The 17830-nt window shown below is 41.7% G+C and carries 14 protein-coding genes, 1 pseudogene and 1 other annotated feature; of the genes and pseudogenes, 14 read left to right on the top strand and 1 reads right to left on the bottom strand.

Annotation, left to right across the window (positions count from 1 at the left end; genetic code table 11):
* Positions 1-26: 26 nt before the first annotated feature.
* Both G573_RS0101845 and ulaG read left to right on the top strand, forming a co-directional pair.
* Positions 27-1709 carry a BglG family transcription antiterminator gene (locus tag G573_RS0101845; protein WP_027975129.1) on the top strand — a complete coding sequence of 561 codons (1683 nt, stop codon included), beginning with the start codon at positions 27-29 and terminating at the stop codon, positions 1707-1709.
* Positions 1710-2188: 479 nt separating this feature from the next.
* Positions 2189-3280 carry an L-ascorbate 6-phosphate lactonase gene (ulaG, locus tag G573_RS0101830; RefSeq protein WP_027975127.1) on the top strand — a complete coding sequence of 364 codons (1092 nt, stop codon included), beginning with the start codon at positions 2189-2191 and terminating at the stop codon, positions 3278-3280.
* 22 nt (positions 3281-3302) lie between these two features.
* On the opposite strand, the gene G573_RS11685 is transcribed toward ulaG, so the two are convergent.
* The gene (locus tag G573_RS11685; protein ID WP_281168687.1) at positions 3303-3434 is read right to left on the bottom strand and encodes a hypothetical protein; all 132 of its coding nucleotides are present in this window, start codon (positions 3432-3434) and stop codon (positions 3303-3305) included.
* Positions 3435-3560: 126 nt separating this feature from the next.
* Between G573_RS11685 and tkt the strand changes: the two genes are divergently transcribed.
* The 12 genes and pseudogenes from tkt (at position 3561) to G573_RS0101760 (ending at position 17821) form a co-directional block, all read left to right on the top strand.
* The gene (gene tkt / locus G573_RS0101820) at positions 3561-5534 is read left to right on the top strand and encodes a transketolase (RefSeq protein ID WP_027975126.1); all 1974 of its coding nucleotides are present in this window, start codon (positions 3561-3563) and stop codon (positions 5532-5534) included.
* A gap of 165 nt (positions 5535-5699) precedes the next feature.
* Positions 5700-5942 (top strand) — a binding site (T-box leader).
* Between the two features lie 51 nt (positions 5943-5993).
* Positions 5994-7379, top strand: coding sequence for a cation:dicarboxylate symporter family transporter (locus G573_RS0101815; protein WP_027975125.1), 1386 nt, complete (start codon positions 5994-5996; stop codon positions 7377-7379).
* Positions 7380-7466: 87 nt separating this feature from the next.
* Entirely contained in the window at positions 7467-8204 is a 738-nt protein-coding gene (locus G573_RS0101810; protein WP_027975124.1) for a cyclase family protein, read from the top strand.
* 1159 nt (positions 8205-9363) lie between these two features.
* Positions 9364-10269: a helix-turn-helix domain-containing protein gene (locus G573_RS0101800; protein ID WP_027975123.1), complete on the top strand. Its 906-nt coding sequence runs from the start codon at positions 9364-9366 to the stop codon at positions 10267-10269.
* Positions 10270-10740: 471 nt separating this feature from the next.
* Positions 10741-12204, top strand: coding sequence for a BglG family transcription antiterminator (locus tag G573_RS0101795; protein ID WP_027975122.1), 1464 nt, complete (start codon positions 10741-10743; stop codon positions 12202-12204).
* On the top strand, positions 12194-12610 hold the full coding sequence (locus G573_RS0101790; protein WP_027975121.1) for a PTS sugar transporter subunit IIA: 417 nt from the start codon (positions 12194-12196) through the stop codon (positions 12608-12610). Before G573_RS0101795 ends, G573_RS0101790 begins: the two co-directional genes overlap by 11 nt.
* 14 nt (positions 12611-12624) lie before the next feature.
* A complete protein-coding gene (locus G573_RS0101785) occupies positions 12625-12936 on the top strand; it encodes a PTS fructose transporter subunit IIB (protein WP_027975120.1) in 312 nt (103 codons plus the stop codon).
* Between the two features lie 15 nt (positions 12937-12951).
* Complete coding sequence (locus tag G573_RS0101780; protein ID WP_027975119.1) at positions 12952-13404, top strand: PTS sugar transporter subunit IIA; 453 nt, start codon at positions 12952-12954, stop codon at positions 13402-13404.
* A 10-nt stretch (positions 13405-13414) separates the two neighbouring features.
* Positions 13415-14514 (top strand): annotated as a pseudogene (locus G573_RS10820) (PTS fructose transporter subunit IIC).
* Between the two features lie 18 nt (positions 14515-14532).
* On the top strand, positions 14533-15219 hold the full coding sequence (gene alsE, locus G573_RS0101770) for a D-allulose 6-phosphate 3-epimerase (protein ID WP_027975118.1): 687 nt from the start codon (positions 14533-14535) through the stop codon (positions 15217-15219).
* Between the two features lie 273 nt (positions 15220-15492).
* Positions 15493-17379 carry a BglG family transcription antiterminator gene (locus G573_RS0101765; protein ID WP_027975117.1) on the top strand — a complete coding sequence of 629 codons (1887 nt, stop codon included), beginning with the start codon at positions 15493-15495 and terminating at the stop codon, positions 17377-17379.
* Positions 17366-17821: a PTS sugar transporter subunit IIA gene (locus G573_RS0101760; RefSeq protein ID WP_027975116.1), complete on the top strand. Its 456-nt coding sequence runs from the start codon at positions 17366-17368 to the stop codon at positions 17819-17821. The genes G573_RS0101765 and G573_RS0101760 overlap by 14 nt, the downstream gene beginning before the upstream one ends.
* Positions 17822-17830: the final 9 nt, after the last annotated feature.

Genomic DNA, 17830 nt, shown 5'->3' with positions numbered 1-17830 from the left:
CGATAGATTAATAAAGGATGTGAAAAATGATTATCCTGGATCGAAATAGTTATGATCTTTTGGCCTATCTCATTGAATTAGAGGAGCCGGAGACTGTTATGACTATTTCAAAAGTTTTAGGCCAGTCGAGGCGCAAAGTTTATTACCATTTAGATAAAATAAATGAAGCCTTACCGCCTCAGATTCCTAAAATTATCAGTCATCCGCGGGTGGGAATTCTCCTGTCTCTTAAGCAAAAGGAAGCCTGCCGAACCCTTTTAGCCGGTTTGGATGATTATTCTTATGTCATGAGCGTGCATGAACGAATGCTTCTTAGCATTACTTACATTGCTGTTTCCAAAGACCGTGTGACAATTGAGAAGCTTATGCAGTTAAATGACGTTTCCCGCAATACGATTTTAAACGATCTTAATGAAATTCGTGAGAAGCTTTCTTTTGAGCAATACAGTATCCAGCTGCAAGTTACCAGATCTCAGGGCTATCATCTAAAATGCCACCCCCTGTCTAAAATTCAGTATCTTAATAAACTGCTCTATACCATTTATATGGACAGCAACCCCAACTATACTGCCATGGTTCGGGATAAATTGCGGAATTTTACGGGGCTGTCCGGCTATTTTTCAGGTGATATTTCTTCCTTTATGGACAAGGAGCTGCAGGCATCTCAGAAATTGCTGGGGAAAAAGATTAATTCTCAGGATATCCGTTTGATGGTTGAGACGCTGCCTTATCATATTTTAAGCTATCGTAATCTGAAGTTGTCTGAGGCAGAACAAAGCGACTTACTGCAGGAATTTTCGCCCATTAAAGAACGAAAAGAGTATGAGATTGCCAAAAATCTGACTGGGAATCTCAAAAAAGAATTTGGTATGGAACTTGATGAAATTGAAACATCCTTGGTTGCCGTTTTGTTTCTGTCTTACCGCAAGGACCGGGATACCCATTTGGAAAGCCATGATTATGATGATATGCGCCGGGTTCTGGGGAATTTTATCAATACTTTTGAATTGGATTACCATGTTCATTTTCAAAATAAAAAGCTGTTGCTCGATCAGCTGCTGACGCACTGCAAAGCTCTGCTCTTTCGAAAAACCTACGGCATCGCAGCCAATAATCCTTTGACCGAACAAATCAAAGATAAATATGCCGACTTATTTGCCATGACCAAGGCCTGTATCTCTATTTTAGAAGAATCTTGGTTTATCAAAATGAATGATGATGATATTGCCTATATTACGATTCATATTGGCGGCGAATTAGAGCATGCTGAATCGAAGCCGACACCGCCGGCAACGCTGGCCCTGGTCTGTGATGAGGGTATCGGTGTTCAAAAGCTGTTCATGCAGCAGTGCAGCCAGTACCTGCCCCATAGTAAAATTGAAGCGGTTTTAACGTCTGAGCAATTCTACAGTATTACTGATATTATTGCGGTTGATCTGGTTATTTCAGCTGCTGATAAGCTTGAGACCAAGCTGCCGACGCTCTTTGTTCATTCCATTTTGACGGATGATGATGCGATTAAACTAATCCGCTTTGCCAAGCAGCACGCTCAGGCAGGACAGGATGATTTTGATAAAAAATTAGAAAGCTATATCCGCCATTATGTCAAAGACGATGATGACTGCTATGTTTTGAAAACAAAAATTGAGCGCTTAATTAACCAAGAGCTGCTTTATGATACACAGCTGAAAACTGCAACTGAAAACTAGCTCTGGTTTGAAGCAGGCTTGCAGTCAAAAAACCGCAGCTAAAAGCCTGCGGTTTTTTGTTAAGCTTACATCCAGCTGATGTCTGGTTGAATTCGTTTTGCTGTATAGAAATTTTGAAATGTTATAAGATACGTACAAAATCATGCACCAGTCACAGTGCCGTTTTTTGCTTTCTTGATTTAACAAATACTCCTTTCTTTATTTTACCTAACGGCAGACTTCAGCTTTGGAATATTAAAGCAGTGTCCTGTTCAGCACTGCCAAGTAGAAGGAACCTTTTTAGCCTTCTAATACTACTATTCGTAATTGCACTTGATTTTTCAGCTAAAAAATTGGAAACAGCATAGTTTATTGATGAGACCTTTAAAAACAGTCCAAATGTGAACACAAATTTGTGTTTTATTTGGTCTTTTTTTAGGATTATGATAGGGGTATCATAAAAGTGTATAAAATATATCCATATAGAGGAGGAAGCGTCAATGGCTAATGTTAAAGACATTACAAGAGAATCATGGATTTTAAGCACTTTTCCTGAGTGGGGAACTTGGCTCAACGAAGAAATCGAAGAAGAGGTCGTTCCTGCTGATAATTTTGCCATGTGGTGGCTGGGCAACTGCGGTGTCTGGATTAAGACGCCGGGCGGTGCCAATGTTGTCATGGATCTTTGGTCTAACCGCGGTAAATCAACCAAGAAAGTGAAAGATATGGTACGCGGCCACCAAATGGCTAATATGGCCGGTGTGCGCAAATTACAGCCTAATCTGCGCGTGCAGCCCATGGTTATTGATCCTTTTGCCATCAATGAACTGGACTACTATCTGGTTTCCCACTTCCATAGTGACCATATTGACATTAATACAGCTGCGGCCATTGTTAATAATCCAAAACTGGATCATGTTAAATTTGTCGGCCCTTACGAATGCGGGGAAATCTGGAAAAAATGGGGTGTCCCAGAAGATCGCATCGTTGTTATTAAACCGGGTGAATCTTTTGAATTTAAGGATATCAAAGTAACAGCTGTTGAGTCCTTTGACCGGACTTGTCTGGTAACTTTACCGGTGGACGGTGCAGATGAGCAAGATGGTGAGTTGAAAGGTTTAGCTGTTACAGATGAAGAAATGGCTCGCAAGGCTGTCAACTATGTCTTTGAAACACCTGGCGGAACTATCTATCACGGTGCTGATTCTCACTTCTCAAACTATTTTGCCAAACACGGTAAAGACTTCAATATCGATGTTGCCATCAATAACTATGGTGACAATCCGGTTGGTATTCAGGATAAAATGACCTCTATTGATCTTCTTCGTATGGCTGAAAACCTGCGTGCAAAAGTCATCATTCCGGTGCACTACGATATTTGGTCTAACTTCATGGCGTCAACCGATGAAATTTTAACGCTTTGGAAGATTCGCAAAGAACGTCTGCAATACCAATTCCATCCATTCATCTGGGAAGTTGGCGGTAAATACACTTATCCACAAGATAAGGACAGAATTGAATACCATCATCCGCGCGGCTTTGACGACTGCTTCGAACATGACTCCAACATTCAGTTCAAAGCCTTGCTGTAATTGATTTTGGCTGCTTATGTTTTTAAAGTAAGGAAACTTTGGCTGGTGCCGCCCCCTTACTTGTCTGAGCGGCAGAAGCAAAGCAAATTCGGGCAGCTGTCCATCTAACTGCTTTTGTCAAATCCGTAGGCAGGATAGCTGCTAAAATGACCATTTATATCCGCATATCGGCTCGATGTGTGGATATTTTTTAAAAGAAACCGGCTTGCTTTCTTAAGAATGATGGAAGAAGTAAGCGTTTTATGCTAAAATAAGGGTATCACTTATAAAGGAGAATATTATGTCAGATTTATCGGTTAATGCCATCCGTTTTTTGGGCGTGGATGCTATTGAAAAGTCGAAATCAGGCCATCCGGGTGTTGTTATGGGGGCTGCTCCTATGGCTTACAGCCTGTATACAAAGCACTTAAGGGTTAGTCCGAGTCAGCCAAACTGGATCAACCGTGACCGCTTTGTATTGTCGGCAGGCCACGGATCCATGCTTTTGTATGCACTCTTGCACTTGTCAGGCTTTGAAGACGTGAGCATGGACGAAATCAAACAATTCCGCCAGTGGGGTTCCAAAACACCGGGACATCCTGAATACGGCCACACTGCCGGTGTTGATGTGACAACCGGTCCGCTCGGCCAAGGCATTTCGATGGCTGTTGGTTTGGCACAGGCAGAGCGCTTCTTGGCAGCCAAATACAACCGCGAAGGCTATCCTATTTTTGATCACTATACCTATGTTATTGCCGGTGATGGTGATTTTATGGAAGGTGTTTCGGGTGAAGCTTCTTCCTATGCTGCTAAACAAAACTTAGATAAACTGATTGTCCTTTACGATTCCAATGATATTTGTTTGGATGGTGAAACACAGGCTGCCTTTACCGAAAATATCCGTGCCAGATATGAGGCTTATGGCTGGCATACCAGCTTGGTTGAAGACGGTACAGATGTTAATGCCATCAGCCTTGCTATTGAAGAGGCTAAAAGTGCCGGCAAGCCAAGTTTGATCGAAGTGAAAACAGTGATTGGCTACGGCGCTCCGACTAAGGGCGGAACCAATGCTGCTCACGGTGCACCGCTTGGAGAAGAAGAAGCGGCTGCAACCCGCAAAGCTCTTGGCTGGGATTACGCACCGTTTGAAGTACCCGAAGATGTTTATGCTGACTTTAAGGAAAATGTTGCTGACCGCGGGGAAGCTGCTTATGCCGCTTGGTCAAATCTGGTAGGAGAATACCGTCAGGCTTATCCTGAAGAAGCACGTGAAGTTGAAGCCATTATCTCAGGCAAAGATCCTGTTGAAATCAAGGAAGCAGACTTCCCTGTCTATGAAGACGGCTTCTCCCAAGCAACCCGCAATTCTTCACAGGATGCTATCAATGCAGCGGCAGCTGTCCTGCCTAATTTCCTTGGCGGATCAGCCGACCTGGCTCATTCTAACATGACCTATATTAAAGAAGACGGACTTCAAGATGCTGATAATCCGCTCAACCGCAATATCCAGTTTGGTGTGCGCGAGTTTGCTATGGGAACTGTTTTGAACGGTATGGCTCTTCATGGGGGCTTGCGTGTTTACGGCGGTACCTTCTTTGTCTTCTCAGATTACCTGAAAGCTGCTGTGCGTCTGTCAGCTCTTCAAGGTGTGCCGGTGACCTATGTCTTTACCCATGATTCGATCGCTGTCGGTGAAGACGGCCCTACCCATGAACCGATTGAACATCTGGCTGGTTTGCGTGCTATTCCTAATTTGACAGTTTTCCGTCCGGCAGATGCGCGTGAAACACAGGCTGCTTGGCACTATGCTCTGACAAGCAAGACTACGCCAACAGCTCTTGTCTTAACCCGTCAAAACTTAGCCGTTGAAGCAGGGTCAAGCTTTACGGCGGTTGCTAAGGGTGCTTATGTCATCTATGAAACAGGTACTGATTTTGACACGATTCTTCTGGCGTCCGGCTCAGAAGTCAATCTGGCTGTTAAGGCGGCAAAAGAACTTGAAGCCCAAGGCAGCAAGGTACGTGTTGTATCTGTTCCGTCAACCGAGCTCTTTGATGCTCAATCCGATGATTACAAAGAAGCTATTTTACCAAATTCAGTACGCCGCCGCCTTGCTATTGAAATGGCAGCTACACAGCCTTGGTATAAATATGTCGGTTTAGACGGTAAGGTTCTTGGTATTGATAAGTTCGGTGCCTCAGCTCCGGCTGCTGAAGTCATTGAAAAATATGGCTTTACGGTGGATAATATTGTCAATATTGTGAAAAGCTTATAAGACTGACATCAATTAAGATATTAAGGGTCTTCGCCAAAGGCGGAGGCCTTTTGATTTTGCCGGGAGTTACTCCTATAAATTTTAATTATGGCAGTCCATAAGTAAGGTTAATGGCTGAATTGGTTGATTTCAAAGGGTTTTACGGCTATAATAAAAACAATTAAATACATCATGCTGATAAGAAAAAGTAAAAGTTTTCCGCTAAGCAGAGAGTCTTCGTTAGGTGTGAGAAGATTAGCCGGTCGCTTTGAACATGGTCTTTGAGTGATAGCAATCAAGGAAGTTTTTTCTGAAATTGCTACGGGTAAGCCCGATACAGCTTTCCGGTATACTTAGGTGTACTGATGGAGTTGGTATTTGTGAGAATGCCATAAATTCAAGGTGGTAACACGTTTTAACGTCCTTGCAAGGCAGCAGCTTTGCAAGTTTTTTATTTGGATGATGTCAAAGGAGGATTTTATGAATGATACATTTTCAACATTAATTATTGTAGCAGCAGCGCTTGTTTTATTAGCGGTCTTAGCTTTTGTCCATAGAAAAAGAGTGGGCTTTACGAGTTTAGTCTTGCTGTCGCTGGTTTTAGGAGCGGCTTTTGGCTTTGTCCTCCAACTGATTTTGGGGGCAAAAAGTCAGGTTTTAGCCCAAGCTCTTGATTGGATTGGGATTGTTGGAAACGGCTATGTGTCTCTTCTTAAGATGCTGGTCGTTCCCTTAATCTTCCTATCCTTGGTTGGGGCTTTTACGCAGCTGGAAGTAAGGCAAAATCTTAAGAAAATTACGGGGATTGCCTTGAGTGTGCTGCTGGGAACAACAGCTATTGCCTCTTTGATAGGTTTTTTCACGACAGTCCTCTTTAAGCTGCAGGGAGCTAATTTCACCGGAGGAGCAGGCAAAGAAGCTCTGGCCAGCATTCAGGAACACCAAGGTGAAATCAAGGGGCTCACGCTGCCTCAACAGATTGTCAGTTTTCTGCCCAGCAATATTTTTGCCGATTTTTCCGGCAGTCGGGCTACCAGCACGATAGCAGTTGTTATTTTTGCACTTTTGGTCGGTTTTGCTTATTTGTCTGTTCAAAAAAGTGAACCTGAGTATGCAGCCGTTTTTGCCAAGGGGATAAAGGCACTGCAGCTGATTATCAACCGGCTTGTTAAATTGGTTTTAGCACTGACACCTTACGGAACCTTTGCCTTGATTACCAATACCATTGCTGTCAACTCTCTGGCTAGTATCGGTCATCTGGGACTGTTCATTGCAGCTGTATACACAGCCTTGATTCTCGTTTTGCTGGTTCATACGCTGCTATTGCTCATCAATCGTATTAATCCATTCTTATACTATAAAAAGGCACTGCCGGCCCTGCTTTTTGCCTTCAGTTCGCGTACCAGTGCTGGAACTCTGCCCTTAAATGTCAAAATTCAGACAGAGTCTCTGGGTGTCAGCCCGACCGTTGCTAATTTTGCTGCCAGCTTTGGTCTGACGATCGGACAAAATGGCTGCGCCGGGGTTTACCCGACCATTGTTGCTACCATTATTGCACCGACTGCCGGTATCAATATCTTTTCTTGGCAGTTTATCTTGATGCTTGTTCTGATTGATGTCATTGCCTCTTTTGGTGTTGCCGGTGTTGGCGGCGGAGCCTTGTTTACAACTTTGATTGTTTTAGGAGCGCTCAATCTCCCTGTAACAACTCTGGGCGTTTTGATTGCAATCGATCCGATTGTGGATATGGGCCGGACTTTGGTAAATGTTAACGACAGTATTTTAGCAGGGCTGATTACGGCCAAACAGACCAGTCAGCTGGATACTGCTATTTTAAATGATGCCACTGCTGTTCATTCCGTATAGAGTGAAAAAATTTGCTGTGTTTATAGATGAGTTGTTGGCTTATCATCTGCCAACCGGCACACATTGTATAATAAAGGAGAAAATATTATGACAAATCTACTAGCAGCCTATCAAACCTTAAAATCAGCTAAATGGGTGGATCTGACCCATCAAATTAATGACCAAAGCCCGCATTTTCCACTTCTGCCAGCTTTGGAAAAGAAAGATATTTTTACTTTAAAAGATGGTTTTCATGTGCAGCAGTTTTCTGTTGTCGGTCAGTATGGCACTCACATTGATGCCCCTATTCACTTTGTAGAAGGCGGCCGCTGGCTGGATGAGATTGATTTAAAAGATTTGCTTTTGCCCTTGATTGTGATTGATAAATCGCAAGAGGTAGCAGAAAATCCCGACTATGAACTCACAAAAGCAGATATTTTGGCTTTTGAAAGAGAGCATGGCAGCATTCCTGCCGGCAGTTTTGTGGCCTTTCGCAGTGACTGGTCAAAACGCTGGCCAGATCAAGAAGCCATTCGCAATCTTGACGATCAAGGAGTGCAGCATACACCCGGCTGGTCGCATGAGGCTTTAGAATTTCTGATCCATGAACGAAACATTTCAGCCTTGGGTCATGAGACCTTAGACACTGACAGCGGTATCCGGGCTGCCCAAAACGGCCGTTTAGCCGAAGAATATTATGTACTGGAGCAGGATATCTATCAGCTTGAGGTTCTGGCAAATCTTGACCAAGTACCCGCAACAGGAAGTCTGATAGCCATCGCTTACCCGCATTGGGAAAAAGCCACAGGTTCACCGGTCAGGGCAGTAGCTATTTTACCGGAGTGAGCCTAGGGAAGGGCAATTTAATATAATATTAATAATAAGGAGGAAGATTTGCTTAGAATCTTCCTTTTTTAATATCAGACGACATTAATGTCGCTATTTTTTTAGGACTTATTTTCTTACAATGGGGTTATAGAACTTTAAAAGGCTAGATTGAATAATTTCACAAGATTATTTTTCTTGAAATTGACATAAGAAGGGGAATGATATGACTTACAAAGGATATAAGATAAAAAACGACTTGCTATTGCAGTGAACAATGATGACTAGTCTATCTTTAATGACAGCAGGTACCATTGAGACGAAGACAAATAATCAGATTCAGTCAGTCCTCAGCAACTCCCCCTGATGACCAAGTATCAGCTACAGATGCTGTCGTTACTGATATGACGACATCGCTTAAAAATTAGCAAAGCCACCATATTCGCAAATATGAAAATAAAAAATCAGCTTTGAGAAAATAGTGACTTTGCTTCTAAATTAAGGTTGTTTATAAATGAATCGAAACTTAATAGTTGTGATTAAAAAAATAATAGTTATTCGAATAACTATATAAAGTGATGAATTTACTCAGTAGATTATCATTATTTATAATGTTACTGGTATTTTTATGGAAGTTTTTGGAGGAAATAATATGTCTAATACGTTTTGGTTTATTGTCCTTATTTTAGTTATAAGCGGCTCGTTTTCGTCAACAGCTTACAGAAAAAATAAAAAGAATAAGAAAAATAATGACAAAAAAGATAGGTAATCTTGATGATACTAATTGATTTGTAAAAGGGAAATATCTGTTATGAATACGAAGAAAATATTTGTTTTAATTGGGAGTCGACAGTAGGTGAACTGAGGGGAATTTAGTTTTTAAAACAAGTATTCAATAATCAAGTCATAGCGACAATATCCACTGAGCTTATCTGTGGATAGAGACTAGCAAGAAATTACTAAATCTCTCCTTAGAATTGATGGTGAGGAAAGAATTACCAGATACTAAGGAGAGATTTTTATGTCTAAAAAGCAGCAGCCATATTACTGTTGCATAATTGTAATATTCCTTAATATTAAGAAGCTATTTTTTTGGGTACAATTGATTTGAACAATTGGATTCATCTATAGGAATTGCATCACACTCTTTTAACCTTAATGGAAATTAGGAGATATGATTATGGTTATTAGAAAAAAAGAATTGGGACAGCTTATTAGGGATAAAAGAGAAGGTAAACGCTTATCACAAAGAAATCTTTGTGGGAACGAAGAGAAATTGACTATCCGTCAGTTGCAACGCATTGAAAAGGGGATATCCTTGCCGACATTAGAGAAGTTGGAGTATATTGCCAGGATGCTCGAGGTACCGATTTCTGATTTGCTTGGAGGAGGCGGCCTCCAACTATCTGAAGGTTATCTGGATATGAAAAATCAGATTGTTAAATTTCCAACCTATGGGGACAAGAAGCGCATCCAAAAAAAGATAGATTTGATTGAGGATATCTATGAGAAGTACTTTGATGTACTCCCAGAGGATGAGTTGCTTTTTTTAGACCTATCTGAAAAGCTCATGGGTGCGCTTCAAGGGGGTAAGCTGCCTGATATCAAAGAAATCTATGACGATGCCTTTGAACAAACCCTTCAAAAGAAAAAATTTGCTTTTAATGACTACCTTTACTTAGCTTATTTCTTGCAAAAATCTGCCTATGAAACCTACTACGATATAAAGACAGTTAAAAAAATTGCGCGAAAGTTGCTCCGGCAAGAACTTGAAGCAAATGAACTCTATAATGTTGAGTTACTATTAACAGTAACGAATATGGCAGCGGTCTATGCTTTGCATGGTGACTATAAGAGTGCTAAACCTCTTATTGATAAAGCTCAGCAGATTATTGATAGAACCCAGCTGTACACTTATAAACCAGCAGTAATAGAACTAGAAGCGATGTATAAAGTCAGGGAAGAAGGGAATAAGACTCGAGCGAAGGAACTCTATCATCAGGCTCTGATGTTGGGAGAAATCCTTGAAGATGCTGCTGTAATTGCCGATGTTAAGATGGAGATGGAAAAAGACGGAATCGACTAATTGATAGAGCCATGATTTTCAATAGCGACATTGATGTCGCTATTTTTTTAAAAGAAAACAGGTAGAATAAAATCATCAACTGAAAGAGAGAAATTTGTAAAATGAAAATGAAAGTAAGAAAAGTACTCGAAATTTTAACAATAGCTATCATGCTAGGGATAGTGATTCATTAAAATTTGATATCTGCCTTGAACTTAGATAATGGGACATAATAGTTAGAAAAGATTTATTTTGAAAAAGTATCTTTATATTCTCAGGTAGATGAGCGTAATTGTGGTGTGGTTGCTCTGGGAATAATTCCCAAGCAGTTCTCTTTATAATAATCAAAAATAAAGCTTTGTGACAGAGGCTTTATTTTTTTACTGTAATTTTATTAGATAATTCAAATAAATGTCTGTTGCTATGGACAATAATTAGTAAAATACTGGTAAGAAATATTGCTATCATAAGGATGTAAAGGAGGAAGCTTAGATGAGTCTGAAAGGCAAAAGTGAGGAACTCATATATCTCCTGCTAACTCAAAGGGATTTTATCACGTCTGATGTTTTGGCGCAAAAGTTAAAAACCTCAGCCAAGACTATTTACAGATGGGTTAAAAGCATCAATGAAGCTTTGCCGGACGGTCCCTTGATTATCTCTGAAAAAGGAAGGGGGTACAAGCTGGACTATGATCGCTACTTGCTGCTGTATGAAAATAAGCTGCATGTCGATTATTCGCCCCAGCAAAGAAGAAATAAGCTAAAACAATTATTGCTCCTGCAGGCACCAAAGCCCGTCAGTGTTTTCGATGTTATGGAGGAGTTCTTTTTAGGGGAATCTGTTTTGATTGCCGATGAGAGGATTATTGCTCAGGAGATTGAGAAATTTGATCTGAAGCTGCTGCGCAAAAAGCGAACGCTGGCTGTTGAGGGAAAAGAAGAAAATATCCGCCGCGCGATACTGGCAGGTATTCAGCACGATCAATTATTAGATTTTGTTGACTTAAAAGAACACTCTGATCTGGATATTGACGAGAAAGATGCAGCCTTTATTCTTTACCAGTTAGAGATCATTGAGAGACGTCTCTCGGGTAAAATTCCTTATCCCTATAACATCAACATCTTTTTGCACTTGTATATTTTGATGGAACGGATCAGGGCGCATCAAACCTATGCCTACGATATGGGAAAAAAGGAATTAAAGGAAATATCTGATGTCTTGCTGGATATATCTCAGGAAGTCATCAAGCATTTGGAGAGTTACTTGCAGCTGCCGATTCCAAGGATTGAAGTCTATTATCTTTATCAGTACCTGTCAGCTTCAAGGCTGGAAAAGGCTAGTTCTGAAAGTATTTCATTTTCAGAAGAAGTGGTGAGCATCACGCGGACTTACCTGAAGCTGATGAATCAAAAATGGGCCTTTGATATTGATAATGAGGATATTTTCTTTGATCTGGCTAATCATATCAAACCCATGCTCAAGCGCTTGGAACAAAAGATTATGGTGCAAAATGGCTTACTCAGTCAAATCAAGCTGGTGTATCCTAATCTTTTTGACAGGGTTTATCAGACGTCAGAAGAAATCAGCCAGATTTATCATCTGGCACCCATTTCGGCGGATGAAAATGGCTTTATAACCCTTTACTTTGCCAAATTGCTGGAGACTAGTAGCCGTAAACTGAGAACCTTGATTGTCTGCACAACTGGTATTGGTATTTCAGAATTGCTGCGGGTTAAAATTGCCAATAATTTTTCAGAATTGGAAATTGTTGATGTTATCGCTTCGCGTGAGGTTGAACACTTAGAGGAAACCTACCCTGCGATTGACCTGTTAATCTCAACCATTCCCCTTAAGCAATCGCCATCTTATCACTTTTTATTAGTAACGGGGATGTTTACTGCAGAAGATCAGGAGCGGCTGCGGCAAAAGATTGGAGAAATCAAAAATGAGCGCTGAATTAGTTAAACAAGTGTTTGTCGGAAAATCTTTTCAAAAAGCGGAAGAGGTCTATCACTTTTTAGCTGAGCAGATTGATGCTTCTATCAGTCAACATTTGAAACAGAAACTGTTTTTACGTGAAAAACTGGCTAATATTCAGATTGACAAGCAGACAGTCCTGCCGCATCTTGAATCAAGCGAGCTTAGGCAAAGCCAGCTTTTGATTCTGCGTTTAGCTGAGCCTATTGAGGACTGGAGTGAGACCATCAAAAACATCAGATTAGTGATCTGTCTGGCTTTGAAAACGAATGACGAAAGGGCTGTTAAAGATGAGATCAGACACTTTATGACAAATCTGGCAGATGATGCTTACGTTGACAAGCTGTTAACAGACAGCAAAACAACTATCGAAAAGAATTTATAAACAGGAGGAAGACTATGAAAATCGTTGGAGTAGCAGCATGTACAGTCGGGATTGCCCATACTTACATTGCTCAGGAAAAATTAGAAGCGGCAGCTAAAAAAGCGGGTCATACGATCAAAATCGAAACGCAAGGCACTATCGGCATTGAAAATGAGCTGAGCCCTCAGGATATTGCAGAAGCCGATATTGTTATTCTAGCCATTGATGTCAAGATTTCCGGAGAAGAGCGCTTTGCTGGCAAAAAGACGGTCAAAGTTCCGACCGAAGTCGCTATTAAGTCGCCTAATAAACTGATTGCCAAACTGGCAGAAGTCGCCGCTCAATAATAGGAAGGACAAGCAATGGAAGCAAAGGATGCTATTGATGTCAAATTGATTGACACTCATTTATCGGTAAAAACCAAAGAAGAAGCTCTTCGGGTTTTGTCCGGCCTGATGTTTCAGGAAAACAAGATTTCTGATCAGGAAGCCTTTATCAAAGATGTCTATGAACGTGAAACGCAGGGTCAAACAGGTATCGGCAATTTTGTAGCGATTCCGCATGGCAAAAGTCCCTTTGTTACTGTTCCTGCTGTGGCCATTGGTATTAATGACCGGGAAATTCCTTGGGAGAGCCTTGATGGCAAAGGCGTGCGCGCAGTGATTCTTTTTGCGGTTGGTTCGGATGCTAAGGCAGCGAGGGAACATTTGAAGCTGCTCGCTCTTTTTGCTAAAAAATTAGGCAGCGATCAGGTCGTAGCAAGGCTCTTACAGGCTGAAAGCCCAGAAGATGTTTTGACTGCATTTTCATCATAGGAGGAAAGAAATGAAAGATTTATTGAAAAAAGCTAATTTGAAAGGCCATTTGCTGACAGCTATTTCCTATTTAATCCCCATCGTTTGCGGGGCTGGCTTTTTAGTTGCCATTGGGATGGCTATGGGCGGTCAGTCTCAGGATGCGCTCATCATCGGGAAATTTTCATTTTGGGATGCTATGGCAACCATGGGAGGCAAGGCTTTGGGTCTCTTACCTGTTGTTATTGCGACTGGGATTGCCTTCTCTGTTGCCGGAAAACCGGGAATTGCACCGGGCTTTGTTGTCGGTTTAATTGCTAATAGTATCAGCGCCGGTTTTATCGGTGGCATTTTAGGCGGTTATATTGCTGGCTTTCTGGCTCTTTATCTATTAAAAAATCTCAAAGTTCCCAACTGGGCAAAGGGCTTGATGCCAACCTTGATTGTGCCCTTTGTGACAGCCTTTGTCAGCAGTCTGATTATGATTTACCTGATTGGCGGTCCGATCAGCGCCTTTACCAGCTGGCTGACAACCTTCTTAAAAGGTCTCAGTTCATCATCCCGTATTGTCTTTGGCGGTGTTGTCGGAGTGCTCAGTGGTGTTGATTTTGGCGGTCCGCTCAATAAGACGGTCTATGCCTTTGTCTTGACCCTTCAGGCAGAAGGCGTCAAAGAACCTCTGACGGCCCTGCAGCTAGTCAATACGGCTCTGTTGGTTTCGGTCTGGCTTATTTTATTGCCAAACTGATGAGAAAAAACATCTACAGCAAGGATGAAATTGAAACGCTGAAATCAGCTGTTCCCATGGGGATTGTCAATATTGTTGAAGGGGTCATTCCCATTGTCATGAATAATCTGATACCGGGCTTGATCGCAACCGCCATAGGAGGCGCAGCGGGCGGTGCTGTATCTATGACTATGGGAGCCGATTCATCAGTGCCTTTTGGCGGGATTCTGATGATTCCGACCATGACACGGCCGCTGGCCGGGATTTGCGGATTGCTGATCAATATTTTGGTAACAGGCTTAGTTTATGCCGTGATCAAAAAGCCTGTTTCCGAAGAAGCAACAGCGGAAGTCAATCCAGAGGATGAAGCAGATATCAGTCTTGATGACTTTGAAATTCTATGAGAAAGCGAGGAAGTAGAGATGTCAGCAGTTGAAATATCACCTTCTTTGATGTGTATGAATCTGGATAAATTTAAAGAAGAGCTTACGTTTCTTAATCAGCATGCGAGCTCTTACCATATTGACATTATGGACGGGCATTTTGTTCCCAATATTACGCTGTCTCCCTGGTTTATCGGCGAGGTCAGAAAGCTCTCCAACCTGCCCTTGTCCATTCATCTGATGGTTAGCGATCAGGCCTTCTGGGTGGCTGAAATGATAAAGATGAACTGTGAGTGGATTTGCATGCATGCCGAGGCTCTTAACGGCTTAGCCTTTCGGTTAATCGATCAGATCCATGATGCCGGTTTAAAGGCGGGAATTGTTCTTAATCCTGAAACACCAGTAAGTGCCATTCTGCCTTATATTGACTTGCTGGATAAGGTCACCGTGATGACGGTTGACCCGGGTTTTGCAGGGCAGCGTTTCTTAGAATCAAGCTTGGAGAAAATTGTTGAGCTAAGACATCTAAGAGATGAGCACTCTTACCATTACGTGATAGAAATGGATGGTTCGTCCAACCGCAAAACCTTTAAGCGCATTGATGAGGCGGGACCGGATATCTACATTGTCGGCAAGAGCGGCTTGTTCTCCCTGACGGATGATATTGCGCAGTCATGGGCAATCATGGAAAAAGATTATGAAGAGATGACGGGGAAAAGGCTGTGAAAAGCTTTTACAAGCGAGCTGCTCTTTCTTTAAAATACTTATAAAATCTTAAAAGTTGCAGGAACTTCCTGCAGCTTTTTGTTATTTACAGGGCTGTAAGGGATTGTTTATAATGAATTTATCACAAGGGCAGCTGCTATAGTGAATGCTAACTGGTTTGACAGAATTTCGGCTTGTTTGGTTTGTGGCCTTTTCCTGCGGGAAATTTTCTCGTCTGAAGCTGCTTAAATCCACTATAAGTAATAGGTAGGTGTGTCAGGAGGTGATTTGGAAATGCTCACCAAAAGACAGTTAAAATTGCTGGGTCTGCTTGAGCAGGAGCCGTCGTTTCAAACGGCTGCCCATTTAGCTGCAAAATTGGGGATTTCTGAGCGAACGGTGTACACAGAAATGAAAGCGCTTCAAAATTCTGGTATGAGGATTATTAGAAAGCGCGGTGTGGGCATTGCTGTTGATAAAAAATTGGGCAGCGAAAACCCGGCAGAAGACGAGGATCAAAGCCTGAAAAGAAGAGTTGCCATCATGATTCGGCTGATTTTCAAAGGTCAAACAGTAACCTTTAATGCCTTATCCGAGGAATACTTCGTCAGCAAAACCTCTATCAAACAGGATTTCACGTTTATCGAAAAGACTTTGGGCAAGGGTAATGACTTCCATCTGCTTAGCAATCATAAGGGCACCAGAGCTGTTTGGAAGGACTCTGAAGAAAAGCTCAATGCTCTGCTTAATTTTAATCAGCTCCTGATCGAGCACGCCCAGTCTCTAAGTCCGTTACCGTTAGAAGATGATATCGATATTCTGTTGACTTCTTATCCTCACGAAGCTGTGGGGGTCTGTACAAATATCCTGTACAGCTATATCAAGGAGAACATTAATACCATCTCTGAGGTTTACATTCAAAGTTTTCTCAGTGTTCTCATTGCCCTAGTTTATCAGCTTTTGCAGGGAGAGCACTTGTCTGTAAAAGAGGGGCTTTTGAATCAAAAAACACATGCCTTTTATATTGACAGTGCGGTGAAAATTTTGCATAAAGCATCTGTGCGCTTAGGCTTCGCCTACACAAACGGCGATATCGAATATTTATCCTACATGCTCCTTAATTACCGCTTTGAGCCGATTCCGGCAGCTTACGTCGATGATGGTTTGGTTGAGCGTTTGATCGAAGAGGTGTCACAGGCTTTAACGATTGATTTTTCAAGTGATGAGCATTTGCTGGAGCAGTTAAAAATTCACATTCCCGCCATGCTCCAGCGCCTGCAGTCGCATACCTTTGTCAAAAACCCTTTTACAGAGCAGATAAAACTGGAATACTCAGTGGTCTTTAATATTTTATGGCTGCTGATGACGGATTTTAGTGATGAATTGGGGCTTGACATCAATGAGGATGAGATTGCTTTTTTGACGATTTACTTCCAGCTGGCGATTGAAAAAGCCGGTATCAGCCGAAAAATTTTAGTGATCTGTCCGACAGGTATTGTGACCTCAGAATTGTTAATCAATCGCATCAAAAATGCCCTGCCTTCGCTGGATACGCTGGAAGTTGCTTCGGTGCCGGAAGCCGCAGAGCTCGATCTAAACCAATATGATTTTGTTTTGACCACGGTCAAGCTAAAGCATCAAGAAAGCAATTGTTACTATGTTTCACCCTTTATCAGCAATAGGGAGCTTATCAGTATTTTCAGTGAAAAAACCAAACCGAACAAGATTTTGGCTAAATCGCCGGAAATTCTGAAGCACTACATTTTGCCGCATTTGGTTTTCACTGATAAAAAATATGCTTCCAAAAAAGATGTCATTTTAAGTGTTGGCGAGCATTTGGAGGAAGAAAAGCTGGTAACCGGAGATTTTAAATACGACGTTTTGAAGCGTGAAGAGCTGGGCGGAACTGACTTGCCCTTAGGTGTTGCCGTTCCTCATGGCAAGCCGGTGCATGTTTTAAAAACCTTTGTTGCTCTCATTACCAGCTGTAAAAAGTATAAGTGGAATACTTACTATGTTGATACTGTTTTTATGATAGGAATTGCCCAGAAAGATTTAAAACAAGCCAGGGCCATTATTGCCAGCATTTATCAGATTATTAATGATGAAGCAAAATTGAAGACACTCAGACAGGAAAAAGACGTTAAGGAGGTTTTAAAGATCGTTTATGGAAAAGACTGATATTATCCGGCAGGAATTGATTTTTCTTGATTATGACAGTAACAGCAAGGATCAGATTATTAAACTGATTGCCAAAGCAGCCGAGGCTATTGACTATGTCAGCGATGCTGATTTGTTTTTTCAGGCGGTTTTAAAAAGGGAAGCTGAAGTGCCGACAGCTATCGGTTATAGCATTGCTATTCCGCACGGGAAAACAGATGTCGTCAAAAAGCCTTTTATCGCTTTTTTACGGACTAAGAAAAAATTTAGGTGGAGTCAAGAAGATAATGAAAAGGTTCAGCTGATTTTTCTGATCGGGGTTCCGGAGACAGGGACTGAAAAACTGCATTTAAAGTTCATTTCGCAGGTCAGCAAAAAGTTATTGGACGAACACTTCCGAGAGGAACTGCTGCAGCAAGATAAAGACAAGGTTTTTCAGCTATTAAATGCGATTGATGTATAAGGAGGTTCA

Source organism: Streptococcus devriesei DSM 19639, from assembly GCF_000423725.1.
Taxonomy (GTDB): Bacteria; Bacillota; Bacilli; order Lactobacillales; family Streptococcaceae; genus Streptococcus; species Streptococcus devriesei.
The sequence above is the reverse complement of the archived record's forward strand: the minus strand, read 5'-3'. Positions and strand labels throughout refer to the sequence as shown.